30 protein-coding genes and 1 pseudogene are annotated in these 25,308 nt (G+C 50.3%); 28 read left to right on the top strand and 3 right to left on the bottom strand.

Annotation, left to right across the window (positions count from 1 at the left end; genetic code table 11):
- The 13 genes and pseudogenes from JDF658_RS14380 to JDF658_RS04170 all read left to right on the top strand — a co-directional run.
- A pseudogene (locus JDF658_RS14380) lies at positions 1–259 on the top strand (oxidoreductase); the annotation flags it as partial.
- Between the two features lies 1 nt (position 260).
- Positions 261–947 (top strand): formate dehydrogenase subunit gamma, encoded by a 687-nt coding sequence (locus tag JDF658_RS04115; RefSeq protein ID WP_079906552.1) that lies wholly within the window; start codon positions 261–263, stop codon positions 945–947.
- Positions 948–974: 27 nt separating this feature from the next.
- Entirely contained in the window at positions 975–2,852 is a 1,878-nt protein-coding gene (locus JDF658_RS04120; RefSeq protein WP_079906553.1) for an ASKHA domain-containing protein, read from the top strand.
- Between the two features lie 5 nt (positions 2,853–2,857).
- Entirely contained in the window at positions 2,858–3,829 is a 972-nt protein-coding gene (locus JDF658_RS04125) for an arsenic resistance protein (protein ID WP_242946607.1), read from the top strand.
- 22 nt (positions 3,830–3,851) lie between these two features.
- Positions 3,852–4,061: a hypothetical protein gene (locus JDF658_RS04130; protein WP_078665090.1), complete on the top strand. Its 210-nt coding sequence runs from the start codon at positions 3,852–3,854 to the stop codon at positions 4,059–4,061.
- 76 nt (positions 4,062–4,137) lie between these two features.
- Complete coding sequence (locus tag JDF658_RS04135; protein WP_079906554.1) at positions 4,138–4,338, top strand: FmdB family zinc ribbon protein; 201 nt, start codon at positions 4,138–4,140, stop codon at positions 4,336–4,338.
- A gap of 97 nt (positions 4,339–4,435) precedes the next feature.
- The gene (locus JDF658_RS04140) at positions 4,436–4,591 is read left to right on the top strand and encodes a histidine kinase (RefSeq protein WP_078665088.1); all 156 of its coding nucleotides are present in this window, start codon (positions 4,436–4,438) and stop codon (positions 4,589–4,591) included.
- A gap of 3 nt (positions 4,592–4,594) precedes the next feature.
- On the top strand, positions 4,595–5,176 hold the full coding sequence (locus JDF658_RS04145) for a class I SAM-dependent methyltransferase (RefSeq protein WP_078665087.1): 582 nt from the start codon (positions 4,595–4,597) through the stop codon (positions 5,174–5,176).
- A complete protein-coding gene (locus JDF658_RS04150) occupies positions 5,169–5,555 on the top strand; it encodes a DUF302 domain-containing protein (protein ID WP_200803469.1) in 387 nt (128 codons plus the stop codon). Before JDF658_RS04145 ends, JDF658_RS04150 begins: the two co-directional genes overlap by 8 nt.
- A gap of 160 nt (positions 5,556–5,715) precedes the next feature.
- Positions 5,716–5,904 carry a hypothetical protein gene (locus JDF658_RS04155; RefSeq protein ID WP_078665086.1) on the top strand — a complete coding sequence of 63 codons (189 nt, stop codon included), beginning with the start codon at positions 5,716–5,718 and terminating at the stop codon, positions 5,902–5,904.
- Positions 5,905–5,960: 56 nt separating this feature from the next.
- Entirely contained in the window at positions 5,961–6,548 is a 588-nt protein-coding gene (locus tag JDF658_RS04160) for a YeeE/YedE thiosulfate transporter family protein (RefSeq protein ID WP_078665085.1), read from the top strand.
- Positions 6,549–6,550: 2 nt separating this feature from the next.
- Positions 6,551–6,811, top strand: a complete 261-nt coding sequence (locus JDF658_RS04165; RefSeq protein ID WP_078665084.1) for a sulfurtransferase TusA family protein — start codon at positions 6,551–6,553, stop codon at positions 6,809–6,811.
- Complete coding sequence (locus JDF658_RS04170) at positions 6,739–7,272, top strand: YeeE/YedE thiosulfate transporter family protein (RefSeq protein ID WP_078665083.1); 534 nt, start codon at positions 6,739–6,741, stop codon at positions 7,270–7,272. The genes JDF658_RS04165 and JDF658_RS04170 overlap by 73 nt, the downstream gene beginning before the upstream one ends.
- Here JDF658_RS04170 and JDF658_RS04175 read toward each other — a convergent pair.
- Positions 7,269–8,177, bottom strand: a complete 909-nt coding sequence (locus JDF658_RS04175) for a LysR family transcriptional regulator (RefSeq protein ID WP_159071841.1) — start codon at positions 8,175–8,177, stop codon at positions 7,269–7,271. The genes JDF658_RS04170 and JDF658_RS04175 overlap by 4 nt on opposite strands.
- Positions 8,178–8,346: 169 nt before the next feature.
- Here JDF658_RS04175 and JDF658_RS04180 point away from each other — a divergent pair, with 169 nt between their 5' ends.
- The 4 genes from JDF658_RS04180 to JDF658_RS04195 are packed head-to-tail and all read left to right on the top strand — an operon-like array spanning position 8,347 to position 12,437.
- Entirely contained in the window at positions 8,347–10,542 is a 2,196-nt protein-coding gene (locus tag JDF658_RS04180) for a molybdopterin-dependent oxidoreductase (protein WP_079906555.1), read from the top strand.
- Between the two features lie 3 nt (positions 10,543–10,545).
- Positions 10,546–11,085 (top strand): 4Fe-4S dicluster domain-containing protein, encoded by a 540-nt coding sequence (locus JDF658_RS04185; RefSeq protein WP_078665080.1) that lies wholly within the window; start codon positions 10,546–10,548, stop codon positions 11,083–11,085.
- Positions 11,086–11,092: 7 nt separating this feature from the next.
- The gene (gene nrfD / locus JDF658_RS04190; RefSeq protein WP_079906556.1) at positions 11,093–11,956 is read left to right on the top strand and encodes an NrfD/PsrC family molybdoenzyme membrane anchor subunit; all 864 of its coding nucleotides are present in this window, start codon (positions 11,093–11,095) and stop codon (positions 11,954–11,956) included.
- Between the two features lie 10 nt (positions 11,957–11,966).
- On the top strand, positions 11,967–12,437 hold the full coding sequence (locus tag JDF658_RS04195) for a molecular chaperone TorD family protein (protein WP_159446555.1): 471 nt from the start codon (positions 11,967–11,969) through the stop codon (positions 12,435–12,437).
- 33 nt (positions 12,438–12,470) lie between these two features.
- On the opposite strand, the gene JDF658_RS04200 is transcribed toward JDF658_RS04195, so the two are convergent.
- Together JDF658_RS04200 and sigI are read right to left on the bottom strand one after the other, a co-directional pair.
- Positions 12,471–13,532: an anti-sigma factor domain-containing protein gene (locus JDF658_RS04200; protein WP_079906558.1), complete on the bottom strand. Its 1,062-nt coding sequence runs from the start codon at positions 13,530–13,532 to the stop codon at positions 12,471–12,473.
- Positions 13,529–14,251: an RNA polymerase sigma-I factor gene (gene sigI, locus JDF658_RS04205; RefSeq protein WP_079906559.1), complete on the bottom strand. Its 723-nt coding sequence runs from the start codon at positions 14,249–14,251 to the stop codon at positions 13,529–13,531. The genes JDF658_RS04200 and sigI overlap by 4 nt, the downstream gene beginning before the upstream one ends.
- 66 nt (positions 14,252–14,317) lie before the next feature.
- Here sigI and JDF658_RS04210 point away from each other — a divergent pair, with 66 nt between their 5' ends.
- The 11 genes from JDF658_RS04210 (at position 14,318) to JDF658_RS04260 (ending at position 25,274) form a co-directional block, all read left to right on the top strand.
- Entirely contained in the window at positions 14,318–14,584 is a 267-nt protein-coding gene (locus JDF658_RS04210) for a DUF4911 domain-containing protein (RefSeq protein WP_159446556.1), read from the top strand.
- Between the two features lie 101 nt (positions 14,585–14,685).
- A complete protein-coding gene (locus JDF658_RS04215) occupies positions 14,686–16,395 on the top strand; it encodes an HD domain-containing phosphohydrolase (RefSeq protein ID WP_079906561.1) in 1,710 nt (569 codons plus the stop codon).
- Positions 16,396–16,475: 80 nt separating this feature from the next.
- Entirely contained in the window at positions 16,476–17,606 is a 1,131-nt protein-coding gene (sat, locus tag JDF658_RS04220) for a sulfate adenylyltransferase (RefSeq protein ID WP_079906562.1), read from the top strand.
- 3 nt (positions 17,607–17,609) lie between these two features.
- Positions 17,610–18,593 carry a 4Fe-4S binding protein gene (locus JDF658_RS04225; protein WP_079906563.1) on the top strand — a complete coding sequence of 328 codons (984 nt, stop codon included), beginning with the start codon at positions 17,610–17,612 and terminating at the stop codon, positions 18,591–18,593.
- On the top strand, positions 18,583–19,116 hold the full coding sequence (cysC, locus tag JDF658_RS04230; RefSeq protein ID WP_078666351.1) for an adenylyl-sulfate kinase: 534 nt from the start codon (positions 18,583–18,585) through the stop codon (positions 19,114–19,116). Before JDF658_RS04225 ends, cysC begins: the two co-directional genes overlap by 11 nt.
- 27 nt (positions 19,117–19,143) lie before the next feature.
- On the top strand, positions 19,144–19,992 hold the full coding sequence (locus JDF658_RS04235) for a PHP domain-containing protein (protein ID WP_079906564.1): 849 nt from the start codon (positions 19,144–19,146) through the stop codon (positions 19,990–19,992).
- Positions 19,971–21,632, top strand: a complete 1,662-nt coding sequence (locus JDF658_RS04240) for an adenylyl-sulfate reductase subunit alpha (protein ID WP_078666349.1) — start codon at positions 19,971–19,973, stop codon at positions 21,630–21,632. Before JDF658_RS04235 ends, JDF658_RS04240 begins: the two co-directional genes overlap by 22 nt.
- On the top strand, positions 21,616–21,927 hold the full coding sequence (locus JDF658_RS04245) for a 4Fe-4S dicluster domain-containing protein (protein WP_079906565.1): 312 nt from the start codon (positions 21,616–21,618) through the stop codon (positions 21,925–21,927). Before JDF658_RS04240 ends, JDF658_RS04245 begins: the two co-directional genes overlap by 17 nt.
- A 359-nt stretch (positions 21,928–22,286) precedes the next feature.
- Positions 22,287–23,426, top strand: coding sequence for an HlyD family secretion protein (locus JDF658_RS04250; RefSeq protein ID WP_079906566.1), 1,140 nt, complete (start codon positions 22,287–22,289; stop codon positions 23,424–23,426).
- 13 nt (positions 23,427–23,439) lie between these two features.
- Positions 23,440–24,108 (top strand): ATP-binding cassette domain-containing protein, encoded by a 669-nt coding sequence (locus JDF658_RS04255; protein ID WP_079906567.1) that lies wholly within the window; start codon positions 23,440–23,442, stop codon positions 24,106–24,108.
- A complete protein-coding gene (locus tag JDF658_RS04260; protein ID WP_079906568.1) occupies positions 24,105–25,274 on the top strand; it encodes an ABC transporter permease in 1,170 nt (389 codons plus the stop codon). The genes JDF658_RS04255 and JDF658_RS04260 overlap by 4 nt, the downstream gene beginning before the upstream one ends.
- The last annotated feature ends 34 nt before the right edge of the window (positions 25,275–25,308 follow it).

The following is a 25,308-nucleotide window of genomic DNA, read 5'->3' on the forward strand; positions in this document are numbered from 1 at the left end:
CATCTATGGTGAAAAGGAAAACGGAGGTACTTCCACTTTCTATGTATCTGCCGTACCTTTTGAAGAAATCAATAAAGCCCTGATTGAACAAGGGGTAGCCGATCCCGAAAAACCCGGCAAACCTGCAATGCCGGTAAAAGTGAAAAATGCTTCCGATGATCCGAAAGAGGCTATGACCAGTATAGCTATTGCTCCTGTGGCCGGTTTGGTAGCGGCCGGTATTACCGCCTACAAAACCTTAACCAGGGAGGGGAAATAAAATGGCTATTTTGCATGAGGAAGGAAAAGTTATTCGTCACAAACTGGCGACGCGCATAATTCACTGGCTGGTGGCTCTTTCTACCTTTACTCTGTTTTTTAGTGGCATAATGCAGATGCCCATGGCAAAACGCTATGGGATAGCTTCTATCCCTGGTCTGCAATGGTCGGCCAATTTTGCTCTGACCTTGAAAATCCATTACTGGGCGGCAGCGGTATTGATTTTTGCAGCTTTCTATCATCTGGCTTTGATGATTATTCTCAAAGAATACGATATCCTGCCCCGGCGAGGTGATTTAAAGGAATCCATTCATATCATCAAATGTATGTTAACCGGGCAACCGGAACCGGAGCATGACAAATACCTGGCAGAACAGAGAGTTGCTTATGGCTATATGGCCATAAGTTTTGCCCTGATCATTATTACTGGTGCCTTGAAGGTCTACAAAAACATGCCGGGAGTGGACTTGAGTCCTGATACAGTGTGGTGGCTGGCAACCTTGCATAATATCGGTACTGGTATGCTGGCTTTTGGAATTGTAGCACATCTGGCCGCTTTTCTGATCAAGGAAAACCGCTACCTCCTACCCAGTATGTTTAACGGAAAAGTCTTACTAGAATACTGTTTGCGTCGGCATCCCTTGCGGATGGCCAAATTGATGGGAATGGGAAAAAAGGAAGGCGCTTAAGAGAGTATAGAAGGGAGAGGAAAGAGGATGAGCAAAGTGAAGGTGTCATTTTTACCCGACCAGGTAACAGTGGAAGTGGAACAGGGAACCAGTCTTCTGAAAGCAGCTGCGGTGGCGGGAATCAGTATTAAAAGTACCTGTGGCGGGGCCGGGACCTGTGGCAAATGTCTGGTTCAGGTAAAGGAAGGAGAGGTGCGGGTGGACAGTACCCGCAATCTTTCACCGGCCCAGCAGAAACAGGGAATAGTCCTGGGGTGTCAAGCTTTTGCAATCAGTGATGTGACAGTAGAAGTGCCGGCTGATTCCCGTTTACGCCGGCATCAGGTACTCATTGGAGAATTGGAACAACCTGATCTGGGGGATTTTCCCTTTGAACCTTTACTGCGTACAGTAACTCTGGATTTAACTCCCCCAACCTTAGATGATATCACCGTAGACAGCCAGCGTTTGCTGGCGGCTCTGGCCGTACAGGGATATCAGCCGGTACATTTGCCCTTGCGTTTACTGCAGCGTTTGCCGGAAGACCTGCGGACTGCTATGTGGAAAGTGGATGTAATCATGACCCTTACTGATTGCGGCTGGCAGGTAATAGCGGTGGAACCAAACAACCCCGGCAAGGAACGCTTTGGTTTAGCGGTGGATATCGGCACCACTACAGTGGTAGTCAGCCTGCATAATCTGGCTAACGGCCAAACCGTGGCCAGGGCTGGCACATATAACCTGCAGGCCCAGTATGGCGATGATGTGATCAGTAGAATGATTCACGCTACGGAAAACAAAGACGGACTAACAGAACTGCAGCAGGCAGTTGTCAAGACGATTAATGATTTGATCCGGCAAATTGAAAAAGAAACCCAGATCAATCGGGAAGATATCTATGGTCTGGTAGCAGCGGGCAACACTACCATGTCCCAATTGTTTCTTGGCATTTCGCCCAAATACATTCGTCTGGAACCCTACATTCCAACTATATCCAGCGTGGCGGCAGTAGATGCCGCTGAGATCGGCGTTAAAATTCATCCCCGGGGCATGGTCTATTTGATTCCATCGGTCGCTTCCTATGTCGGGGGAGATATTACTGCCGGGGTACTGGCTACCCGTTTGACTGATGCGGAGGAAATCACGCTTTTTATTGACATCGGCACCAATGGAGAAATGGTGCTGGGCAATCGGGACTGGCTGGTGACCTGTGCCTGTTCCGCCGGTCCGGCTTTCGAAGGGGGCGGTATCACCTTTGGCATGCGGGCCATGGAAGGGGCCATCGAACGGGTGAAAATTGACTCCTCTACCGGAGAAATTGAGTACAAGACGGTGCAGGATGCCAAACCGATTGGCATTTGCGGATCAGGCTTAATCGAGTTGCTGGGCCAGCTGCGCCGGGCCGGTCTGATTGACCGTACCGGCAAGTTCACCGACCAGGTCCAAACTGACCGGCTGAGAGAGCGGGACGGAGAAAAGGAATACGTATTGGCCTGGGCCAAGGATAGTGGCAGCGGCAAAGATATTGTAATAACTGAAAGCGATATCAAAAACCTGATCCGCTCTAAAGGAGCCGTTTATGCCGGAGTGCGCAGCCTGTTAAGGGCGGTGGACCTGCCGCTTGAGGCCATCGACCGTATCTTCATTGCCGGCGGTTTTGGCCATTATCTCAGCATTCCGGAAGCGGTAGAAATCGGCTTGTTGCCCGATGTGGAACGAGATAAGTATGCTTATGTCGGCAATACTTCCTTGAAAGGGGCGCAATTGGCCTTGTTGTCGGTCTCTGCCTGGCATCGTGCTCGGCAGATCGGAGAAATGATGACCTATATTGAACTTTCTGCCGGCAATACCTTTATGGACGAGTATGTTTCAGCTTTGTTCCTGCCCCATACCGATCTGACCCAGTTTCCATCAGTGAAAGGATGATGACTATGCTGAAAAAAATTTTCCACTGGCCGGGTAAAAACCTGGTTTTAGCTATACCGATTGTTTTACTGATCGGGTTTATGGTAGGATACCAGTGGGATACTTCCTTTTTGAAAAAATATATCCTGGTGGCAACGGTGTTAATGATCTATCCCACCATGATCGGCTTTAAAATTAAAGAAGCTTTTGACCTGTCCCACTGGCAGGTGCTAGTGACCAGTTTACTGCTCAACTTTATTGTAATTCCCGGTATCGCATATATACTTGGCAAAACCCTGCTCACCAATGAACCGCTGCTGTTTGCCGGCCTGGTGCTGGCTTCCCTGTTGCCCACCAGCGGTATGACCATTTCCTGGACCATGTTGTTTAAAGGCAATGTGGCGGCGGCGGTAAAAATAACTGCTATCAGTTTGATTTTAGGTAGCCTGCTGGCGCCCTGGTACTTGCTGGTGATGGTAGGCAAACTTATTCCCGTTAATGTCCAGCAGACTTTCATTACAATAGCTATAGTAGTATTTTTGCCTATGTTACTGGGGAATATCACCTATCGCTGGCTGATGAAAAAATACACTCAGCAGGAATTTCAGCAAAAAATTAAACCCATTTTCCCCAGCGCCAGCGTGTGGGCTATGCTGTTTGTCATTTTCTCTTCCATTAGCATGAAGGCAAAAATGATTGTAGAAAACCCCGGGCTGATTGGGCAGGCTCTAACGGTACTGGTAGTCTTTTACCTGTTGAATTTCTTCCTCAGTACTGTAGTGGGCAAACTCTTATTAAAACGCAATGATGCAGTAGCCCTGGTCTATGGGACGGTAATGCGCAATCTGTCTCTTTCCCTGGGATTAGCAGTGACTACCTTTGGTCCCAAGGCAGCCTTGATTGTAACCCTGGCCTTTATCCTGCAGGTGCAGGGAGCTGCCTGGTATGGCAAAATGGCGGAAAAACGGCAATGGCTGGGTAAGCCCCAGACAGCATAATCAAGATTGGAGGTAATGGGAGATGGAATGGGAAAAACTGAGCAAAGAGGAACTGCTGGAGCGGCTGGCTAAAGCCAAAGAGGAACTGGAAGAAGTGGAAGAAGAACGGATGTTTGTTCTTTCTCAAACCGGTCTCCACGTGTCCGGTGGTACCGTAAGGAAATATGAGGAAGAAGTTAACCGTTTGCGGGAGCTGGTGAAAGCTATTGAAGCCAGATTGGCACAAATGTGAGATACGGGGCATAGGTATTTATTGACGGCGAAAGAGATGATTAGTATAATTAAAGTAAGAGTTGGAGGTGATACCTATGCCAAACTATGATTTTCAATGCCTGGAATGTGGACATAAATTTACCAAACTGGTTCCTCTGCAGGAAAAGGATAATGTTCGCTGTCCTGAATGTGGCGGACATGTGAAACAGCTGTTTGGTAGTTTTGGCTTTGCTGTTAAAGGCGGCAGCGGCTCCTGTTCTTCTTCCTCTTCCTGCGGTTTTGGCGGATTCAGTTGAGGTTAAACCAGGAGAACCGGTGGTTCTCCAGCAGGGAGGCGGCGGGTTCAAACCCGCCGTTCTTTCTAAGCGGCCCTACATAATAGGGGGTGGTTATATGAAAACTAATAATGCTGAACAGGAGATAAAGGAACTGGAAGCCCGAATAGCTGACCTTAAGAAGCGCTGGCCAGCCCATTCTCTGCGTCCTGCCATGGTACAAGAACTGGAAGAGCTGGAGGAAAGGCTGGAAGAGCTAAAAAGGGAGAGATAGAGCATGACCCATCGCTTTGACCCAAAACAAATGGCCAAGCTGGATAGTCCGGTACGACGGCAAATTTTACCCCCGGAACTGGTAATCAGCAAACTTCCGCTGCTGCCAGGTCAGGTTATTGTTGATTTTGGCTGTGGCAGTGGTTATTTTACTGAACCACTGGCCCGACAGGTTGGTTTGAATGGAAAAGTTCTTGCAGTAGATGTGGCTCCGGAAATGCTGGCAGCGACCCGTGAGAGATGTGATCAGGCAGGCTTGCTCAATGTGGAATATGTACAGACAGATGGGGTAAATCTGCTCCTCCCACAGCCAGCTGATGGGGTTTTCCTGGCCAATGTACTGCATGAGATAGAGAAACCGGTAGAATTTTTACAGCAGTTAGCTGCTGTAATGACTACTGCTGGTTGGCTGGCTATTGTTGAGTGGTTGCCCCAGCCTATGGAATGGGGGCCGCCCCTTTCTGAACGGCTAACCATTCAGGCTATTTATGAGCTGGTAGAAGGTAGCGGTTGGGAGTTGTTGTGCTGGGAAAAATTACCGCCAGCCCATGGGCTGGCCATAGCGAGGAGGAAATATGATGATTGATTTAGGGATCAGCAAAAAGGTTTCAGGGGAGTTCAGCCAGGTAGAGGAAAAAGTCAGAACAGCTTTACAGAACAATGGTTTTGGTGTGATTACCGAAATAGATGTTAAAGAAACTCTCAAGAAAAAGTTAGATGTGGACTACAGGAATTATAAAATTCTGGGGGCATGTAATCCGCCTATGGCTTATAAAGCTCTATCCCTGGAGCCTGCCATCGGTCTGATGTTGCCCTGTAATGTGATTGTGGCAGAAGAAGATGATGGCATTCTGGTATCGGCTATCAACCCCATGACTATGATGGGGATCATGAACAACGAAGGTTTACTTGAGGTAGCTACCCAGGTGACTGAAAAATTGCAAAAGGTGATTGCTGAAGTTTAAGGAGGAGATAACCATGGCAGAGCAAACTGTTATACAAATTTTTGGGTCCCGCATTGCCAGTGCCTGTTTTTCCGGTGGTTGAGGGCCATCCATATCTCCGGAGGAGATAGCTTACTCGCTGGATCGTGATTTCCGTCGTCTCTATGACAACCGGGTGATTGTGAAATATATCGATGTCGATGATGACGAATTGGATGAATATCCGGAAGTGGAAAAACTGGTAAAAGATAACCAGACTCCCTTGCCCATTGTGGCAATTGATAAAGAACCCTTATGGGCGGGATATATTTTCTATCCCTATATCGTAACTGAACTTAATAACCGGGGAATTAAACCTACGGCTAAATAGCAAAAAGCGCCCCTGCGGAGGGCGCTTTTCTGTTATAATATTCATGAGGTGAGGAAATGAGAAAACAGTGGTTTTTATTCAGTTTAGGCCTCCTGGTGATGATTTCAGTTGCCTGGTACTTATCCCGTCAGGCCGGGGGCCTGGCCGGTGCCTGGCTGTTTGGAATCATTTTTGGTTTTACGCTGCAGCGCAGCCGGTTTTGCATGGCCAGCATGCTCAGGGATTATTTTCTGTTCGGTTTTAAGCAACCTGCCCGTGCGCTATTTTTGCTGATGCTAGTCACTACAATCGGATTTACTATTGTGAGGGTATGGCGGCAAGCGACCGGACATACGATTGTCGGTTACTGGGAGCCCTGGGGATGGGGCACGGTGATTGGCGGCCTTTTGTTCGGCCTTGGTATGGTGTTAGCTGGAGGCTGTGCTTCCGGTATGCTGATGCGCATGGGGGAGGGTTATGCCATGCAATGGCTGGCCTTTATCGCCTTTCTGCTTGGTACCGGGCTGGCTGTCTGGCTCTTTCCCTGGTGGCAACAGGCCTTGAGGGCTCCTGTCGATTTGGCTACCCGTTTTCCTCTTTGGGGCCTGGCCACCACACAAATTGCGATCTTGACTCTGATCTGGTATAAACTACGGGGGGAGTAACTATGGCGGAAATATTTTTGGAAGCCTGGGGGGAAATGTGTCCCCTGCCATTATTAAAAGCGGAAAAAGAATTGAAGCAGCTTAAGCCGGGAGATTCGCTGGTTTTGGAAACAGATCACAGCTGTACAGCCCGCACCTTTGAAAACTGGGCTCGCAAGCACCAAGTGGTTTTGGAAGTGGAGGAAGTGGAATGCGGCGTATGGCAAATTCGCATCACCGTCCCTGGTACAAACGGGATTGGCCCTACTGGGCAGGCGCAATAGTATTGGCTATAGCCAATACCTTAATGCTGGCAGTTTATGCACAACCCTGGCGCATTACAACTGCCCTGGCGGGCTGGTGGGGAGCGATTTTAGAGAGCATAGGTTTCTCGCCAATTAGCTGGAGTTACTACCAGATTGAAGGGATGAAGCCTACTCTCAGTCAATGGGTTGCCGGCTATTTTGGTACCTGGCTGGTGGCCGGCATGGTTCTGGGATCTTTTCTGTCCAGTACTCTGGCGGGTCAATGGCGATGGCGGTCCATGGCCAATAGAACTATGGCGCTTCTCGCCCTGATTGGCGGCGGTCTGATGGGGCTGGGTGCCCGCCTGGCTTCGGGATGTAATGTGGGGGCTCTGGCCAGCGGAATTCCCTCTTTTTCCTTGCACTGTTACCTGTTTCTGCTGGCCGTAACGGCAGGAGCCGCCGTCGGAGCTTATCTGTTGCGCCGCTGGTTTGCTTAACAGAAGACCCGCTGGGCGGGATCAGATAAGAAATTCAGCAACAGCTTAACGCCAGGTGTCAATTTGGTTTGTTCCTTAGTGAGCAGATAAAAATAGAGCGGCATGTTGAGGCCTTCCAGCGGGAGGGCCTTTACTGTTTTCGTGCGGATTTCCCGCCGCATGACCGAACGAGGCAAAATGCTGATACCCATCCCTGCTTCCAGAGCTGATTTGATAGCCGCGATACTGTTTAATTCCAGGGTTTTTGGCAAGGCTTCAACACTGAGTCCCAGCTGTTGCAGATAATAGTCTATGGCAGAGCGCAGGCCGGAGTTCCGCTCTCCAGTAAGAAAAACTGCTCTTAATAAGTCCTGGGCGGTTACCTGAGCTGTTCCGGCCAGAGGGTGTTCAGCCGGTACGGCTACCAGCAGTTCGTCCTGGCCACAGGCATAATTGGTCCAGCCGGGATAGGTAGTGGCTCCTTCCAGCAAAGCCAGTTCCAGTTCGCCGTCAGCAAGCAATTTCACGATTTCTGCGGCTCTTTCCCGGCGTACTTTGACACAGTATTGTGGGTATTTTTCTTTAAAAACATATAAGGCACATGGCAAGGGAAAGTCTGCTACCAGTGTGCTGGCCCCCAGTAAGATCTGTTCCTCACATTTTTGGGAGTAAACATTCAATTCCTGCAGCAGCTGTTTTGCTTTTTCCAGGATCTCCTTACCATGTTCATAGACGAGAAAACCAGCGGGTGTTAGCATCAGCTGACGGCCCTGACGGTTTAGGAGCTGGACGCCAAGAGTTTCCTCCAGTTTTTTTAACTGGGCGCTGACTGCCGGTTGTGACATATGCAACAATTTGGCTGCGGCGGAAAAACTGCCCTCTTTGACAATGGTGATGAACAATTGAATTTGATGTAAGTTGAGCATAATATGTCCTCCTAATATATATAAACGTTTGGTTATAATTCTATCAAAATAACGAATAAAAGCAAGGCAGGAAATAAAAATAGTGGAGCGAATTATAAAAGTGAACACAAGAACTAATAGAAACCAAAACGGATTGTGTTTCTCTGAACAAGTGAGAGGAGGAGCGATTATGCTACAAAAAGCCATGACACGCCGCTCGTTTCTAAAAACTACGGCGGTCACCGGGGCCGCCCTGGCCGCTTCGCAGTGGCTAAGTTTCGGCGATTGGCTGACAGCAGCGGAAAAAGCAGAAGTGGTTGTTAAGCCGACGCTGTGTAATGGCTGTTCCAGCCGCTGTGGTGTGCTGGTGCATTTAAAAAACGGCCGGATCTGGAAAATTACCGGCAATCCTGACCATCCGGCCAGCAAGGGTAAGGTATGCGCCCGCGGACAGGGGGTGGCCAGCTGGGTTTATCATCCGGACCGTTTAACACAGCCGTTGAAACGGGTCGGGGATAACAAGTTTGAACCAATTTCCTGGGAACAGGCCTTTAAAGAAATTGGCGAAAAGCTGCAGGAAATCCGGCAGAAATACGGTGGAGAAACTATTTTCTATGCTCACAACCCCAAGGAAATCGGTGAGTTTTACGGGGAACGGCTGGCCTATGCCCTTGGTACTCCTACTATCCTTTCTCATCATGTGATGTGCAGCCTGAACCGGGATGTAGGCATGCAGTGGACGTTGGGTGGAGTTCCTTCGGCCGATGTCAGTAAAGCCAAATATATGATTTTTATCGGCCGTAGTTACGCTGACGGGATTAAACCTTCTTCCATTTCTGCCCTGCTGAAGGCCAAGAGCAAAGGGGCCAAGATTATTGTCATCGACCCCCGTTACAACAGCACGGCGCCCCTGGCCGACAAGTGGCTGCCGATCAATCCTGGTACCGACCTGGCTTTCCTGCTGGCTATGGCGCATGTAATCATTCGGGATAAGCTTTATGATGAAGAATTTGTCACTAAGAATGCTGTCGGTTTCCCGGAATTTGCTGCAGCCATGGCTCAGTACACACCGGCCTGGGCGGAAAAAATCACCGGCATCAAGGCTGAGACCATTGAGGAAATCGCTACCGATTTTGCCAAAGCCAAACCCAAAGCTTTTATTGAGCCAAGCTGGAAAGGGGGCTTTGGTTGCAGCTATCAGAACAGCACCGAAACAGCCCGGATGGTGGCCCTGGTCAATGCCTTAATCGGCAATATCAACCGGCAAGGCGGTCTTGTTTTTGGCGCCAAACCGAAGCTGGGCAAATTAGATCATACCAAATTCCCGGAACCGGAAAAACCGAAAGTCAGACGTCTGGATGAAGTTGGTGAAAATGACACTTATCCATTAGCTTTGCCGTCCAAAGGCATTATTCAACTGGTAGCGCAAAAAGCCAAAGAAGGCAAAGCCAAAGCAGGAATTGTTTATCACTTCAACCCAATCCGCAATGTGCCAGATCCCCAGCATATGATTGAAGGGTTTAAGAATCTGGAATTGCTGGTTGTTATCGACATGTTCATGAGCGAAACAGCAGAGCTGGCTCACTATGTGTTGCCAGAACCCACTTATCTGGAACGGACAGAACTAGTGGAGCCGCAAAAAGGCTGGGTCCCGGCTGTGGCTATCAGAGCTAAAGTTATGGAACCACTGCACAAAGAAACCAGGCCTTTTGATGAAATCGTGACCGGGATTGCCAAAGCGGCTGGAGTTGGCCAGTATTTCAACTTCACTCTGGAGGAAGTTAACCGGATTATGCTGGCCGGAGCAGGCGTTACTTTGGAACAGTTGCTGGAAAAAGGAGTTATCAGCTTCAAAGACCAGGAGATGCCGGAAGGTTTCACAGAACTGAAAACCCCCAGCAAAAAAGTGGAATTTGCTTCCCAGGCCTTTGCCAAGGCTGGTTTCAGCGCGGTGCCCCGTTGGATCGAGCCTCTGGTCAAACCCAATACTGAACAGGGAGAATTTCGGTTGTTGCACGGCAAGCAGGGTATTCACTCCCATACCTCTACTGCCAACTTGCCTGTACTGCTGGAAATTACCAAACAGTATGACATGGAAAGGCTGTGGATACCGGCTAAACGGGCCAAAGCGCTGGGTATCAAAGATGGTGACTGGGTTATTGTCGAGAACGATCGCGCCAAAGGGCGGATCAGGGCTAAAGTAACAGAAGTTTTGCATCCTGATGTTGTATACCTGCCCGGCCATTATGGCAGTTTTGCCAAAAAGATGCGTTATTCCAAAGGCTTTGGCATCAGCATGAACGACTTTATTAAATACATGATCGAACCCATGTCCGGAGCCGTCAATGCGATGGAAGTGGTCGTCAAAGTCCGGAAGGAGGCGTAAGACATGGCACGTTACGGGATGTTAATCGATACCAGGAAGTGTGTAGCCTGCTTTTCATGCAAAGTAGGCTGTCAGATGCAAAATGAACTGGAACCGGGTCAGGCTTTTACCCGGTTAGAGCAGAGAGAAAGCGGGGTGTATCCCGATGTCCGGGTGGAAAATGTCTTTATCCAGTGCCAGCATTGTGAAGACGCTCCCTGTGTCAAAGTTTGTCCCACCACTGCCAGCTACCGGCGGCCTGACGGTGTTGTCCTGGTTGACCCTGACAAATGTATCGGCTGTAAATACTGCATGGTGGCCTGTCCTTACCAGGCCCGGATCCAGGATGAGAAAACCGGGGTGGTGGAAAAGTGCCGTTTCTGTATTGAACTGGTGGAAGCGGGCGGTGAACCCCACTGTGTAACTTCCTGCATTACCGGTTGTCGGATCTTTGGGGACCTGGATGACCCCAAAAGTGAAATCAACAAGGAAATCATCAAACGGGGAGCCAAACCGCTCCGGCCTGATCTGTGTACAAAGGCCAAAATCTTTTACGTGAGGTGAGGACTTTATGGCATGGGGAACGATCATCGCAGCCTACCTCTTTTTAGCCGGGGTTAGTGCCGGCGCGTTTCTGACGGCAGTTAATGCTCCCCGCCTGTGGCCGCGGGGTAAGTGGGAGGCTTTGACTAAAAGCGGCATTTTACTGGCAATACCCTTAATGGCTCTTGGTTTGTTGTTACTGGTATTTGACGCTGAAGCGGGCTTGAAAGCGCCCTGGCGCTTTTTGTACCTCTTTTTGAACTTCCCGGGTTCAATGATGACCAACGGTACTATCATCATCTCCCTGTATATGCTGGTACTGCTTTACTGCGGCTGGCTGGTATGGAAAAAGCAAGAATTGCCGCGCTGGCTGGTAACAACCGGCAACCTGCTGGCGCTTGGTACAGCTGGATATACGGGCTTGTTGATCGGTGTAGTAAACACTGTTCCTCTCTGGAACACGGCAGTTTTACCGGTGTTATTCCTGGTTTCTGCGCTGTCGACGGGGATGGCAGCAGCCGTTATCACTGCCCTCTGGCTGGATGGTGGAATTATTGGTCAGCTGCAGGGTATTAAAAAAGTGCACCTGGGTCTGCTGATTGGAGAGTTGATTTTGCTGTTTTTCCTGGTTTATGTAACCGGCACTTCTTCCGATGTAGCCCGGCAATCGGTAGATTTGCTGTTGACCGGCAAATTTGCTGCTCTCTTCTGGGGTGGACTTATCGGCCTGGGCCTGGTACTGCCTCTACTCATTGAATGGTGGGAAATGGGCAATGCTAAACATGAAAACAAAGCTTTGACTGTCTTAAGTGAAGTGATGGTACTGTCTGGAGGATTTATTCTGCGCTACCTGATTCTTGCCGCAGCCCTGCCGGTTAATCTCCTCGGTTAGGGGGATGAAAATGAACAGTGAAATATGGTTTGAATTGGCCGATGCCCTGAAGGAGCCGGAAGACTGGAATTACCGGGACGATTATCTGGAAGCCTTTGTTCATCCTAAGACCAGGATTATCCCCGTGGAATCCCTGTTTCGGCCCTGGAGCGAAGGGGAGAAAACTGAACTCCCCTTCGCCCGGCAAAAGGGCTATCTTTTATCAGACCGGTCCCTGCATATGAGAGAGCTGTTAAATCAGTATGGACTGGAAATACCGCCAGAAATGCAGGAGACCCCGGATCACCTGATAATCGAACTGGAATTTCTGGGCTTTTTGCTGGCAAACGGAAAAGGGGAGGAAGCAAAAGCCTTTGTGGGGGAGCATTTGGACTGGGTACCGGAATTGGTAGAAGAAGCCAGAAGAAGGTTGCCGGTGGACAACCGGTATCTGAGAGTTCTGCAGGAGGTTGAGGCGAAAATCAAGGAGAGCTTTGTGTAATCGAGCGCCCTGTACAATTTTGTACAGGGCGCTTCATGATTCGCTTTCTTTTTCTACTTGTTCTTTTTCTGGTTTTGGTTCAGGTTCGGGTTGCTCTGGCTCAGATGGAACTTGATCCTGTAAACTATCTGGCGACTGCTGAGGTTTATGTTTATCAGATTTTGTTTTTTTATTTAATTGCTTTATAAATTCTGGTTTTTGCTGTTGTTTTGATCCTGTTTGGGTCTGTACCTGAGGCTGCTGTAAATCTTCTTTTTTCTCGTCATCATCGTCTTCAGCAAAGATGCTTTCATTTTCATCAGCCTGGATGTCTCTGATACTGTGTTTTTTCATATCTTCAATATCTAATTTTTTACCCCTGGCTTTCAGGCGCTTCCAGGTTAGATATTTGCCTACGGAAACCTGTTGTTTGTCAGCCTCTTCTTTGTCGGCAGGTTCGGCTTCCAGAGCAATGGCTTGAGCAGGAATAGCTTTCGCTTTGATTTTTTCAGCTAGTACCAGTTTCACCCGCTCTTTAGCCACGGTAGGTTTTACCTTATTTTTCTTAACTACCGTCAGAGTGGTTACAATCAGATTTTGTTTATCTCTGGGCAGATAGTTGTTCTTTGCAGCTAGGTCGAGGATTTGATCCAGGGCTTCTTCCCAGGTTAAGCCTTGCAGTTTGGCTTTGGCAAGCAAACGCTGACCATCAGGGTTTAAACCACGGGCCGAGAGAATACGGCCATCTTCAGTCAGTCCTAGCTCAATACTGGGGTTGATGTCAACAGTAAGAAAGGCGACGGGCTCAGCCTGAGCTATCTGGACTTTCTCTTTAAGTTTTACTGCCGGGGGCTGGTTGACTGTCTCCTGGACATGATTCTGCTGTGGCATTAATTTAAGAGCAGCCAGCAGGAAAAGGAGGGCGAAAGCAGCTGCCAGGGTACTTAGAGCCCAGTTAGGCCAGGACAGGGAAGAGGCAGGAGTGAAAATGATTTCCTCACCGGGATTAACCTGGTGATTTTTAGCCGGTATCCGGTGAAAATCTCCGTCCGGGGTTAGGACAATCAAATATTTGCCATCGCGCTTGACTACCATGCCTTTAATTTTGGCTTTCATTCCTGCTCCCTCTCTTCCAGTTGTAACAGTGGTTTGAGATAATAGATTAAGTGAACAAACTCCGTTGCGTCATGTAGAATCAAAGCCACAGCAATCAGATATTTGCGCCCCTTTTCCAGGGTCTTCAGGCTGACACCGCTCACTTCAGCCAGCTGCTTCGCGGGCACAGTTTTTTTCTCCAGCAATTGTTGAAATAAGGATTGATTTTGGGCCAGGTAGCGGGCAGCTTTGACTAATGCCTGTTTGGTATCCCTGTGCCTGGGGGCTGAGTCCACCAGGTCATTAAAGCTAATGGCGAATGGTTGAAGTTTTTCTTCCAGCAGGGCCAGTTCCAGTCCGCGCTCTTCCGCCAGGGAACGGGCTTGATACTGGGCCAGAGAAAGTTGCAGTTCAGCGGGACTGAAATCCTCTTCCTGTTCGTTTTCAATATCCAGACTGAGATGCTGGTGCCGCTGTTCGGCCCGCAGCCAGTCCAGCAGCCGGCTCCGGATTACCAGAGCGGCAAAAGGAAGAAAGGGAGTACCCTTTTTCTGTTGAAAGCGAAGTATGGCTTCATCAAAGGCGGTCAGTGCAATATTTAGTTCCTCATCTACTCCCCAGTTTAGAAAACGCCCTACTGTCTGACTGGCTATTTTAACAATAAATGGTTGATATTCCTGCAAGAGCTGTTCCCTGAGTTGACGATCCCCTTGCTGGGCCCGGAGTACCAGTTCCTCCATCTTTACACCTCTATGGCTTTTTCTTTATATTATACGATAGAATTTAAATTTTTGGGGGTTAAATTAATGGCAAAACGTTATCGCGGCCAGGGCGGAGTCAGTACAGTCAGGCCTGGAGGCCATCCGGAGGAAGTTTTTTTAAAAATAAAAATAGCTCCAGGTTCTATTCGGTACCTGAAAAATATTCTTGAAGGATATGAGCATCTGGCGTTTATGGTACCTTTAAATGGGCGGGAAGGGATTGTGGCCCTGCATACTACCAGCAGCTTGAAAAACAATTTAATCGCTGTTCTGGAAAACTTACCCTTTCCTGTGGTTTTTCTCTATGATTAGGAATAGCGAAAAATTATTTTGATATTAGCAGGAAAATCGGCCTGACATAGCGAATTAGCTTATATCAGATTGTTCAGTTAAGTACAAAAGAGGTGGCCTCGATGTTTAACCGGATGGAACCATGGTTAAGCCCCCTGCCCTTACATAAAGGGGATATGATCGATTATGAATATCGTTATGGTTTCCTCTTTAGGGGAATGGTAGCAGGGATTACAACTGTTCTGGGCTGGTGGCATACCAATGGCTATGGCTTTTCGCTAGTTGGCGCTTTACTGGTGTTGTTGTTGTTAAATGTTTTTTATTACCTGGCCTTACGTCAATGTTATCGCATTCGCCTTATCTGGGGTATGCGGCTGTTAATTTCCCTGACCATGTTACTCTGGGTCTGTTATGTGACGGTCCTGCCAGGCATGTTAAACTTACAGGCGGCATTGTTGATGGCCGTCTTACTGGAGCTGGCCATGGCCCAACCGGGGCTGATGGAGTTTGTTTTACTGGGGCTGGGAGGCCATCTGGCCTTTGTGGCAGCCCACTGGTGGCGGGAAGGGAACTTGCTCTTTTATGCGAGTAAAGAGTTCTGGGCCACCATCATCGTTGTGTCTTTCTTTTACCTGGGAGTTTTGCTGGTGATTCGACGCACCTGGTGGCCGGAGCGTTTGCTGAATCAAGCGGATAATTATGCCGGTTTTTTGAACCGAAAATCTTTTATGCAAATGGCAGAAAATAAAATTCAGGAAGCGGAAAAAACGGGTGAAGAGCTGAGCCTGGTTCATATCGATTTGCACGGTTTGGATGAAATTGCGGCCCGCTACGGGGTAGCTATGACGGAGATTTTTTTTCGCACCGTCATCCAGGACAATCAACGCCAGCGCTGGGGGATAATGGGGCGATGCGGTTATCAGCGCCTGGGTTTGCTGGTGGAAGGAGATTATCAGCAGGCCCGGAACATGGTAGAGAGATTTTTTCAACACCTGCGGGAAAAACACCAATTCTTTTTCGGCGAAGAAGATGTCTTTGCCCAGGCGGGATTGGCTTCCTATCCTCAACATGGCCATGCGGTTTTTCAATTGATTGATTATGCTGATTTGGCCCTGAGCTATGCCGGGGAACAACCCTGGGCCATCCAGGTTTATCATGGACTGGGGGATTGCTGTTCCAATTTGTCAGCACGCCGGTATATAGGCCATCTTCAGACTTTGCTCAACCGGATTAAGGATTATGATGAAGAACTATACTGGCATTCGGTCAATGTCGCCCAGTATGCCGCTTTTCTGGCCTGCTTGCTGGGATTACCTGCTCCAGAGGTGAATCGTATACGCCTGGCCGGTTTACTGCACGACCTGGGCAAAACCAGCTGGAGCAGAGAACTGTTTTTGAAAACGGGGAATTTAACGGAAAAAGAGTGGCAGGAGATCAAGGAACACCCTCAACTGGGCTGGCAGCTGATTACTGAAACCACTTCCTGGATTCCCGATGAAATCCGATATGGGGTACTTTATCATCATGAGAATTTTGATGGGAAGGGGTATCCTAAGGGTTTGGCCGGGAAAAATATCCCTCTGGTAGCCAGGATTATTGCTGTGGCTGATGTCTATGATGCCTTGCGGGAAGAACGGCCTTACCGGCCCAGCAAGAACTTAAGTGAGGCCTTACGGGAATTAAACAGGATGGCCTACCAGCGGCTGGATCCCTATCTGGTAGAGTGTTTTATCCAGCAAATCAACGGGCTGGAAAAGGATTTGCCGCGCAAACTGACAACGAACACGGTAGAAGAATGGATTCGCATCACATTTTGTCATAAAAGTGCTTGACACCTCCCGCTGGAGGTGTTATATTTTTAGCAATAAAACAAACTAAACAAATCGGAATTATAGGAATAGGGGGAGTGGTCATGGCATTGGTGAATCGAGTTTTAACAGGACCGGAAAGGGAGGAGGCTTTGACCCGGCTGGAGAAAGCCGAGAAGATTCTGCTGGGGGCCAAAGAGTTATCGGATCTGGAAATGCTGGCAGTAGGGGCTTTTTCACCCCTAACCGGCTTTATGACTCAGGAGGATTATCGGCGGGTGGTGGCAGAAATGCGCCTGGCCGACGGGCAAATCTGGAGTATGCCCATCACCCTTTCGGTTTCAGCGGAACAGGCGGCCAGCCTGAAACCCGGGCAAGAAGTGGCTCTGGTGGGTGCCGACCAGACTATCTACGGGTTATTGCAGGTGGAAGAAGTTTACAGCTATGATAAACGAGAAGAAGCCCGGCAGGTTTTCCGCACCGAAGATGAGGCCCATCCCGGGGTAAAGCGCCTGTATGAGCAGGGAGAATATCTAGTCGGGGGACCTATCTGGCTGGTAAACCGGCCCAGACCTCAGTTTCCCGATTTTCACCGGGATCCCGAGGAAGTGCGGGCAATCATCCGTTCCCGGGGCTGGCAAACGGTGGTTGGTTTCCAGACCCGCAATCCGGTCCACCGGGCCCATGAGTACATCCAGAAATGCGCTCTGGAAATAGTGGATGGCTTGCTCTTGCACCCATTAGTAGGAGAAACCAAGGCAGATGATATTCCTGCCCATATTCGCATGGAGAGCTATCAGGTGCTGCTGCAAAAGTACTATCCCCAGGAGCGGGTGCTGCTTTCAGTGCTGCCGGCAGCCATGCGTTATGCCGGACCCAGGGAAGCAGTTTTTCATGCTCTGATTAGAAAAAATTACGGCTGCACCCATTTCATTGTCGGTCGAGACCATGCTGGAGTTGGCAATTATTACGGTACTTATGACGCCCAGCTGATTTTCCGGGAATTTAAACCGGAAGAACTGGGAATAACTCCCCTTTTCTTTGAGCATACCTTTTACTGCCGTGCCTGTGGCAATATGGCATCAAGCAAAACCTGTCCCCATGGTCGGGAAGAACATGTAGTATTGAGTGGTACCAAAGTACGAGAGATGCTCACCCGGGGAGAAGTGCCGCCACCGGAATTCACCCGGCCGGAAGTGGCGGAAGTCTTAATTCGGGGTTACAGGGAGGAATAGTTGATGAAATGCCATTACTGCGGCAACCGCCGTTCGGAACTATACCTGTATTGCCCGGCCTGCGGGGCAGAGGAGGGCAAGGAGTACCGGCAGCCCCCCCGGACTTTTGAGCTTTATCGTACTCATCGCCTGCCTGCTCAAATCTTACCGGAGGGAAAACGAGACCTGTTTCGGGATTTTATCAAAATGCCAGTGGGTAATCTCTGGATAGTCCGTATTCTCCTGCCTCTGGGCCTCCTGCAGGCGGATCAGCTGGCGGAAATAGGGCGTCTGGCCAGAGAATATGGCCAGGGGGAAGTGCACTGGACCACTCGCCAGGGCCTGGAAATTCCCGGAGTGACGGGGGAAAAAGTGCTGGACCTCCAGGATGAATTAGCTGCCCTGGGGCTTAAAACAGCACCCCGGGGAGGCACTGGGCGCAATGTGGTTTGCTGTCCGGGTCAGCCCACCTGTACCAACGGGCTGGCGGCAGTGAGGGAACTGGCGCAGCAGTTACAGCAGGAGTTTGCCGGTAAACAGGGTTATCCTCATAAGTTCAAAATTGCCATTTCCGGCTGCCCCAACAATTGTGCCCGGGCTGAGGCCCATGATTTTGGCCTGATTGCGGTACAACAGGTTCGGGTGGAAAAAGAAAAGTGTACCGCCTGTGGGCTTTGCGCCAGGGCCTGTAAGGAAAAAGCTATTACCATTACCGCAGAGGGGGCAGTAATTGATTACAGCAACTGTCAGGAATGCGGTATGTGCCTGCGGGCCTGCCCGGCCGGAGCGATTATAGAGACTGCCAGGGGCTACAGGGCACTGGTTGGCGGAAACGGGGGACGGCATCCCCGGTTGGGACGGCTCTGGCGTCAGCTGGCTCAGGCAGAGGAAATTGTGGATTTAATTAAAGAGGTACAGGCTGACTGGATTGCCCATGGCCGCACCAAAGAAAGAATAGGCGCTTATCTTATACGCAAAGAGCAGGAGGGGAAAGCAAATGAGCAATAAGGAAAAAGGTTTTATACTCTGGTTCACTGGTCTATCCGGGGCTGGCAAATCCACCCTTTCCGGTCTGGTAGCCGAGGAGCTGCGGCGGCGGGGTAAAAAAGTGGAGATCCTGGATGGAGATGAAGTCAGGGAAAATCTGTCCAAAGGTCTGGGGTTCAGTAAGGAGGATCGGGATACCAATATCAAGCGCATCGGCTTTGTAGCCAAACTGCTGGCCCGTAACGGGGTAGTGGCCATAACCGCTGCAATTTCCCCCTACCGGGAAACCAGAGACTATGTCCGCTCCACTTATCCTGATTTTGTGGAGGTATTTGTGGATTGCCCCCTGGAAAAATGCATAGAGCGGGATGTGAAGGGCCTGTACAAAAAGGCTCTGGCTGGAGAAATTCCCCAGTTTACCGGGGTTTCTGATCCCTATGAGCCTCCTTTAAATCCGGAAATTGTGGTAAAAACCCATGAGCAAACCCATGAAGAGTCAGTAGCTACTATTATTCGCCGGCTGGAGGAGTTAAACTATCTATAAATAGAGATTGTAAAGGAGGACCAGCCCATGATTGACCTCCATACCCATACCACAGCCTCTGATGGCACCTTCCGTCCGGCTGAACTGGTGGAGCTGGCTTATAAGCAGGGTTTGGCTGCTCTGGCGATTACCGATCATGATGTAGTAGATGGTTTAGCAGAAGGCATCGCCCGTGGCCGCGAGCTGGGCCTGCCTGTTATTTCCGGAGTGGAAATCAGTGTTGAATGGCAGGGGCGGGAGATGCATATACTGGGCTACTATATCGATCACCAGCATCCGCAATTACTGCAAAATCTGGCCCAGCTCCGGGAGTTTCGCGCCCAGCGTAACCCGAAAATGGTGGAGAAGCTGCAAGCCCTCGGGATCGAGATAACCATGGCAGAAGTGGAAGCCAAAGCCCAGGGGCAGGTGGTGGGGCGCCCGCATTTTGCCGCTGTATTACTGGAAAAAGGGGTAGTAAGTTCGGTAAATGAAGCTTTTGATAAATACCTGGCCCGGGGGGGACTGGCTTATGTTCCGAAAGAGAGGCTAACCCCCCGGGAGGGAATAACTTTGATTCGTCAGGCTGGAGGGGTTCCGGTGCTGGCTCATCCCAGGTATCTAGGCTTAGCTCAGTCCCAGCTGGTTGATCTGGCCCGGGAATTGCGGGATTATGGGCTGGCCGGAATAGAAGTCTATTATTCGGAAAACAGCGAGGCTGATACTGCTCAGGCCAGAGCAGTTGCAGAAGAACTGGGGCTGGTGATGACCGGGGGCACGGATTTTCATGGTACCAACAAACCGGAAATCCAGCTGGGACGCGGTCATGGCAATTTAAGTATTCCCTTTAGCCTGGTTGAGGAGTTGGAGAAAGCATGGAAAAGGTTGACCTCTTGATCATTGGCGGCGGGGCAGCCGGATGTATGGCTGCTATTGCCGCCCGGGAAATAGACCCGGCTTTAAGGGTAGTAATAATGGAGAAAGCGGAAATCAGCCGCAGTGGCTGCCTGGCAGCTGGAATCAATGCGATTAATGCCTATCTTAACCCGGGCCAGACCCCGGAAACTTTTCTGGCTTATGTGAAAAAAGATAACTATGGTCTGGTTCGGGACGATCTTGTCCTGACTATGGCCGAACGGTTTAACAGCATGGCTCGCCGTCTGGCCGAATGGGGGTTGCCCTTCAAACGGGATGCCGAGGGCAATTTTCTTCCCCGCGGGCCCCGTTCGGTACAAATCGAAGGGGAGAGCATTAAGCCGGTACTGGCCGCGGCGGTAAGACGGGCAGGAATAGAAGTCTGGAACCGCACGGTATTGCTGGATCTGGTCCAGGTGGAAGGCCGTGTGGTGGGGGCCCTGGGCTGGGAGACCAGAACTGGCCGTTTCCGCCCCGTCCTGGCCAGAGCCGTTATCCTGGCCACCGGGGGAGCAGCGGGTATCTATCGTCCTAATAATCAGGGAGAAGCCCGCCATAAAATGTGGTACTGTCCCTTTAATACGGGGGGTGGGCTGGCTGCTGGCTTACGGGTTGGGGCAGCCTTAACCTCTCTGGAAATGCGGTTTATTGCTCTCAGGACCAAGGATGCCATTGCTCCCACCGGGACGCTGGCGCAAGGAGTAAAAGCTAAAGAAGTAAATGCCCGGGGGGAAAACTATCTGGAACATTATGCTGACCGCACTACTCCGGGCCGACTGGCGGCCTTGCTGGCGGAAATGACGGCAGGACGGGGCCCCTGTTATCTGGATACCTCTCATCTGGGAGAGGAGCAGCAGCGGCAACTACAGGAGGCATATTTAAACATGGCTCCTGGTGCGGTGCTTTACTGGGCGGATCGGAATCTGAGGCCCAATCAGCCGGTGGAGATAATCGGGACTGAGCCCTATCTGGTGGGCGGTCATGGTATGGCAGGATTCTGGATAGATAGCGGTCGCCGAACCACTGTACCGGGCTTGTATGCGGCTGGAGATATTGCTGGTGGCGCCCCCAAAAAATATGTAACCGGGTCCATGGCTGAAGGGGAAATTGCTGCTCATACGGCTGTAGCCGAGCTGCAGGAATATGATGTTGAAAAGGCAATGGCTGCGGCAGAAACTCTATTAAAGCAGCGACAAAGTCAGTTTGAGCGATGGCAGAAACAGCAAGGGTATCTGACCCCCTGGCGTTTGGAGGAGAGATTGCAAAAAATCATGGATGAATATGCTGGCGGGATTAGCACCGGCTATAAATATACGGAAGCCGGGCTGAAACGGGCCCGGCAGGAGCTGGCCTGGCTGGGCGAAGATTTGCAGCAAATAGCCTGTACCGACAATTACCAGCTTTTACAGGCGATTGAAGTGGAAGAGCGCTGGTTGCTGGCCCGGGCCCTGGTTGAACACATGCTCTATCGCAAGGAGAGCCGCTGGCCAGCCTATCAGGAGTTTCTTGACTATCCCCGCCGGGATGACGGGCGCTGGCTCTGTTTCATCAATTCCCGCTATCGCCGGGAGCAGGATATGTTTGCCATAGAGGAGGTGCCCTATCATGCCACCTCTGATTAACCGTGAACGCTGCAATGGTTGCGGCCAGGCGGCAGAGAGCTGTTGCCAGCGGGTCTGTCCGGGAGATTTGTTAATCCGGAAAGATGGTAAGGCAGAGTTGCGTGACGGGCGGTCCTGCTGGGACTGCGCCGCCTGTGTCAAAGCCTGTCCCCGTCGGGCTATCCGGTTGGTCCTGCCGGCAGAAATCGGTGGCGGCCGGGCCTGGCTGGGGATTGAAGGGAAAGAATGGGTGCTGGCCTATCCTGATGGTAAAACTGAACGATTTCCTTTACCAGAAACCAAAACCCCGACCTGATCTTCAGGCCGGGGGCTCTTTTATTTGGGTTGACAGAGGTCTTCTTCGGGAAGCGGAGGGAAAGCGGGGTTTGGAGGGGCATCCCCGAAACGCATGATGTGTAACTCGCCACCTAATGCTTGCTGATAGAACTTAACTGCTTCTTCGCAATTGCCATTGAAAGTTACGTACGGTACTACCCAGTTACCCAATATTACCCCTTCTTTCTGAAGAATTTCATGTATATTATAACGGATTGGGTTGTAATTGCAAAAAAAATCCCTTGACAAAACATCCCTACCATTAAAAAATGATTGCGCAAGGAAATAAGTTGCACTATAATAAAAACTGACCAGTCAGTACAAAAAGGGGGAGTTATAATGCCAAGAAAAAGGATGCTAACAATTATCGCCGCTGGAATACTGGCCCTGGCTTTTAGTGGTTTCTGGCTCATGGGCGGTGGCAGTAGTAGTGGCAGTATCCTGACAGGCGGGAACACCTACACAGCTACCATCGAGGGTACAGAAATAGACGTAGCCTTCAAGATCCCCGGCAAATTAGCGAAGGTATACATTGAAGAAGGAGACCAGGTAAAACCAGGTCAGCTCCTGGCAGAGCTGGAAAGTAAAGAACTGGCCGCCCAGCTGGAACAGGCCCGCGGTGCCTATCAGGCGGCTGTGGCGAAAGTAGCTCAGGCTGAGGCAGCGGTTAAGGCGACCAGAGCAGGAGCCTGGGCCCAGCTCAGCAAAGCCCAGAGTGGCTATGCTGCCAAGGCTGATGCTAACCGCAAGAATGTAGCCATGGCCAAAGCTGCCCTGGATGCGGCCCAGACCGCTAATGACATTGCTAAAGCCAACTGGCAACGGGTTCAGGAACTGTACCGGGAGGGAGCAGTGCCAAAAAGCAAATATGAAGAAGCCCAGATGGCGTATGCCAAAGCCGAGGCAGAACTGGCAAGAGCCAGAGAGACCTATAATCTGGCCAGCGGAACAGCCGGGCAGAAAGAAGTAGAAGCTGCGGCCGATGATGTGGCTCTGGCCCAGGCCAATCTGGAGCAAATCAACTTGCGGGAAAAAGATGTGCAGGCAGCCAAAGCCGCAGTGGAACAGGCCAGGGGGGCCCTCAATGCTGCTCAGGCCATGTATGAAAATCGCCTGCTCTATGCTCCCGCTGGCGGGATAGTATTAACCCGCAATATGGAGGCAGGGGAGATGGTGGCAGCTGGCTTGCCTTTTGCCACCCTGGTGGATTTGGATGACCTCTTTATCAAGATCTATGTTACTGAGGACAAACTGGCCTCTCTGTCCACTGGCAAGGAAGTGACGGTAGAAATTCCTGCCCTGAATAATGCCGTCTATAAGGGTAAAATCGTAAATATCAGCGCTGCCGCTGATTTTGCGGTGAAAAAAGCTACCAGTGAACTGGGGCAGACGGATATTCGTTCTTTTGCCGTTAAAATCAAACTGGTGAACCGGGATCACAAATTGCGGCCGGGTTTGACAGCAAAAATACGCCTGTAAAGGGGTGGGAATAATGTTGGAAGTTAACAACCTCAGTATTGCCCGCCGCCGAGGTTACTATTTTCAGAATCTATCCTGGCGCTTGCAACCTGGTGAGTTACTACTGGTCTATGGAGCTCGCAATAGTGGCAAAACCCAGTTACTGGAGGTTCTGATCGGCGCTAGAATCGCAGCGTCCGGGGAAGTTAGACTGGCTGGCCAACCTGTGCGGGGAGGATTGCCCTTGCCCATTACCCGAGTGGGTTATGCGCCCCAGAGCCTGGGGCTATGGCCTGATTTGACCGGGGAAGAAACTATCAACTTTTTTACCGGCTATAATGAACAATTAACCAGGGAGTTAAAACATAACTGGCAACTGGAAGAAGCCTGGCGGAAACCGGTGGGAGAGCTGGAAGGGCCGCTCAGGCAGAGAATAAATCTTGCGGTCAGTCTCGCGGGGAACGCTCCCTTGATTGTCTGGGATGAACCTCTGGCAATAGCCGATCCTGGAACACGAACAGTGATTTTCGATAATTTGCAGCTTTCCTTGCAGTCTGGCAAAACGATAGTATTGACCACTGCGTTCTGGCAGGAGGCAGAAAATTTGCCAGTAGATAAAGTTCTGTGGCTGAAAGGAAATGAAGCTGTTCTGGTGGCACCGGTAGAACTCTCTCGGGCTTTGCAGGGAGGGGTGTCGGCATGAAAATCAGTGACATCGCCTGGCTGGAATTTCTGCATATTAAAAAGGACCGACGCCTGGCAGCGGTTTTATTCTTAATACCAGCACTTTATCTGCTGATTTTTGGTTATCTTTATTCGGCGCAAAAAGTAAGGGAATTGCCCACACTGGTGGTGGATGAAGAAAATTCCTATCTGAGCCGGGAACTGGTACGGGCCTATGACCAGTCGGAAACCTTTCGCATAAGCGGTTTTGCTCTGAATGAGACAGAGGCGCAAAAGGAAATAGATGCAGGTCGGGCGCAGATAGTGCTGATAATTCCGGCGGGATTGACCAGGGACTTAAAAGAGGGAAAAAGTCCGGCGATTATGACCCTGATCAATGGCAGCAATATGATTATCGCCAATGCTGCCACCAGGGCGGCCAATGAGATCGTCGCCACCTTTGGCGCCGGAGCCAGTCTGAAAGTCATGGAAGCAGCGGGCATAAATCCGGAAAAAGCCCGGCATACCCTGCAACCTTTGTTGTTCCGCTATCGGGTCCTTTACAATCCCACTTTTAATTATACTAACTTTCTCTTGCCCGGGTTGCTGGGAGCCGTAATTCAGCAGGTCCTATTGCTGGGGGTCGCTTTAGCTATCACCAGGGAAAAGGAGCAGGGAACCTGGATTCGTTTGCTGCAGAGCCCAGGGGGACTCAAGACGGTGCTTCTGGGTAAAGGATTGGTTTATTTCCTGGTCGGCTGTCTGGATTCCCTCTTGACCTTTGCCCTTTTACATTGGCTTTGGGGTGTTCCCATCAAGGGCAATGGTCTTTTGCTTCTGGTCTTTAATTTGCTATTTATTCTGGCTTTAGTCGCAGTGGGGCTGACAGCATCTCTTTTCAGCCGGACCCAGCTGGAGGCCACTCAGGTAACCATGCTGATTGCCATGCCCTCTTTTCTCCTGTCAGGCTATACCTGGCCTATGTTAGCAATTCCTGATCCCTTAAAACCCCTCAGCTTTATTTTGCCTCTGACCTATTATACCCATGGTTTACGGGCCCTGGTGGACCGGGGCCAGGGCTGGCAGGCTCTGAAGGTGGATGTGGCCGCTTTTCTGGCCCTGATTTTCCTCTGCTGGTTGCTGCTAAAAAAATTTGCAACAAATTTTGCGGAAAAGCAGGAAAATAACCCTGTCGGTGACGAATAATATAATGGTTTGTAACGGATGGTGCAAGAAAAGC

Source organism: Carboxydocella sp. JDF658, from assembly GCF_002049395.1.
Lineage (GTDB): Bacteria > Bacillota.

Coding starts and splice junctions, on each gene's coding strand:
- JDF658_RS04260 (WP_079906568.1), top strand. CDS start 24,105: ATGAAAATCAGTGACATCGCCTGGCTGGAATTTCTGCATATTAAAAAG.
- JDF658_RS04225 (WP_079906563.1), top strand. CDS start 17,610: ATGAAATGCCATTACTGCGGCAACCGCCGTTCGGAACTATACCTGTAT.
- JDF658_RS04170 (WP_078665083.1), top strand. CDS start 6,739: ATGCGGCGTATGGCAAATTCGCATCACCGTCCCTGGTACAAACGGGAT.
- JDF658_RS04215 (WP_079906561.1), top strand. CDS start 14,686: ATGTTTAACCGGATGGAACCATGGTTAAGCCCCCTGCCCTTACATAAA.
- JDF658_RS04125 (WP_242946607.1), top strand. CDS start 2,858: ATGCTGAAAAAAATTTTCCACTGGCCGGGTAAAAACCTGGTTTTAGCT.
- JDF658_RS04165 (WP_078665084.1), top strand. CDS start 6,551: ATGGCGGAAATATTTTTGGAAGCCTGGGGGGAAATGTGTCCCCTGCCA.
- JDF658_RS04240 (WP_078666349.1), top strand. CDS start 19,971: ATGGAAAAGGTTGACCTCTTGATCATTGGCGGCGGGGCAGCCGGATGT.
- JDF658_RS04115 (WP_079906552.1), top strand. CDS start 261: ATGGCTATTTTGCATGAGGAAGGAAAAGTTATTCGTCACAAACTGGCG.
- JDF658_RS04135 (WP_079906554.1), top strand. CDS start 4,138: ATGCCAAACTATGATTTTCAATGCCTGGAATGTGGACATAAATTTACC.
- JDF658_RS04120 (WP_079906553.1), top strand. CDS start 975: ATGAGCAAAGTGAAGGTGTCATTTTTACCCGACCAGGTAACAGTGGAA.
- JDF658_RS04160 (WP_078665085.1), top strand. CDS start 5,961: ATGAGAAAACAGTGGTTTTTATTCAGTTTAGGCCTCCTGGTGATGATT.
- sigI (WP_079906559.1), bottom strand. CDS start 14,251: ATGGAGGAACTGGTACTCCGGGCCCAGCAAGGGGATCGTCAACTCAGG.
- cysC (WP_078666351.1), top strand. CDS start 18,583: ATGAGCAATAAGGAAAAAGGTTTTATACTCTGGTTCACTGGTCTATCC.
- sat (WP_079906562.1), top strand. CDS start 16,476: ATGGCATTGGTGAATCGAGTTTTAACAGGACCGGAAAGGGAGGAGGCT.
- JDF658_RS04150 (WP_200803469.1), top strand. CDS start 5,169: ATGATTGATTTAGGGATCAGCAAAAAGGTTTCAGGGGAGTTCAGCCAG.
- JDF658_RS04185 (WP_078665080.1), top strand. CDS start 10,546: ATGGCACGTTACGGGATGTTAATCGATACCAGGAAGTGTGTAGCCTGC.
- JDF658_RS04210 (WP_159446556.1), top strand. CDS start 14,318: ATGGCAAAACGTTATCGCGGCCAGGGCGGAGTCAGTACAGTCAGGCCT.
- JDF658_RS04235 (WP_079906564.1), top strand. CDS start 19,144: ATGATTGACCTCCATACCCATACCACAGCCTCTGATGGCACCTTCCGT.
- JDF658_RS04180 (WP_079906555.1), top strand. CDS start 8,347: ATGCTACAAAAAGCCATGACACGCCGCTCGTTTCTAAAAACTACGGCG.
- JDF658_RS04245 (WP_079906565.1), top strand. CDS start 21,616: ATGCCACCTCTGATTAACCGTGAACGCTGCAATGGTTGCGGCCAGGCG.
- JDF658_RS04195 (WP_159446555.1), top strand. CDS start 11,967: ATGAACAGTGAAATATGGTTTGAATTGGCCGATGCCCTGAAGGAGCCG.
- JDF658_RS04255 (WP_079906567.1), top strand. CDS start 23,440: ATGTTGGAAGTTAACAACCTCAGTATTGCCCGCCGCCGAGGTTACTAT.
- JDF658_RS04140 (WP_078665088.1), top strand. CDS start 4,436: ATGAAAACTAATAATGCTGAACAGGAGATAAAGGAACTGGAAGCCCGA.
- nrfD (WP_079906556.1), top strand. CDS start 11,093: ATGGCATGGGGAACGATCATCGCAGCCTACCTCTTTTTAGCCGGGGTT.
- JDF658_RS04130 (WP_078665090.1), top strand. CDS start 3,852: ATGGAATGGGAAAAACTGAGCAAAGAGGAACTGCTGGAGCGGCTGGCT.
- JDF658_RS04200 (WP_079906558.1), bottom strand. CDS start 13,532: ATGAAAGCCAAAATTAAAGGCATGGTAGTCAAGCGCGATGGCAAATAT.
- JDF658_RS04145 (WP_078665087.1), top strand. CDS start 4,595: ATGACCCATCGCTTTGACCCAAAACAAATGGCCAAGCTGGATAGTCCG.
- JDF658_RS04250 (WP_079906566.1), top strand. CDS start 22,287: ATGCCAAGAAAAAGGATGCTAACAATTATCGCCGCTGGAATACTGGCC.
- JDF658_RS04175 (WP_159071841.1), bottom strand. CDS start 8,177: ATGCTCAACTTACATCAAATTCAATTGTTCATCACCATTGTCAAAGAG.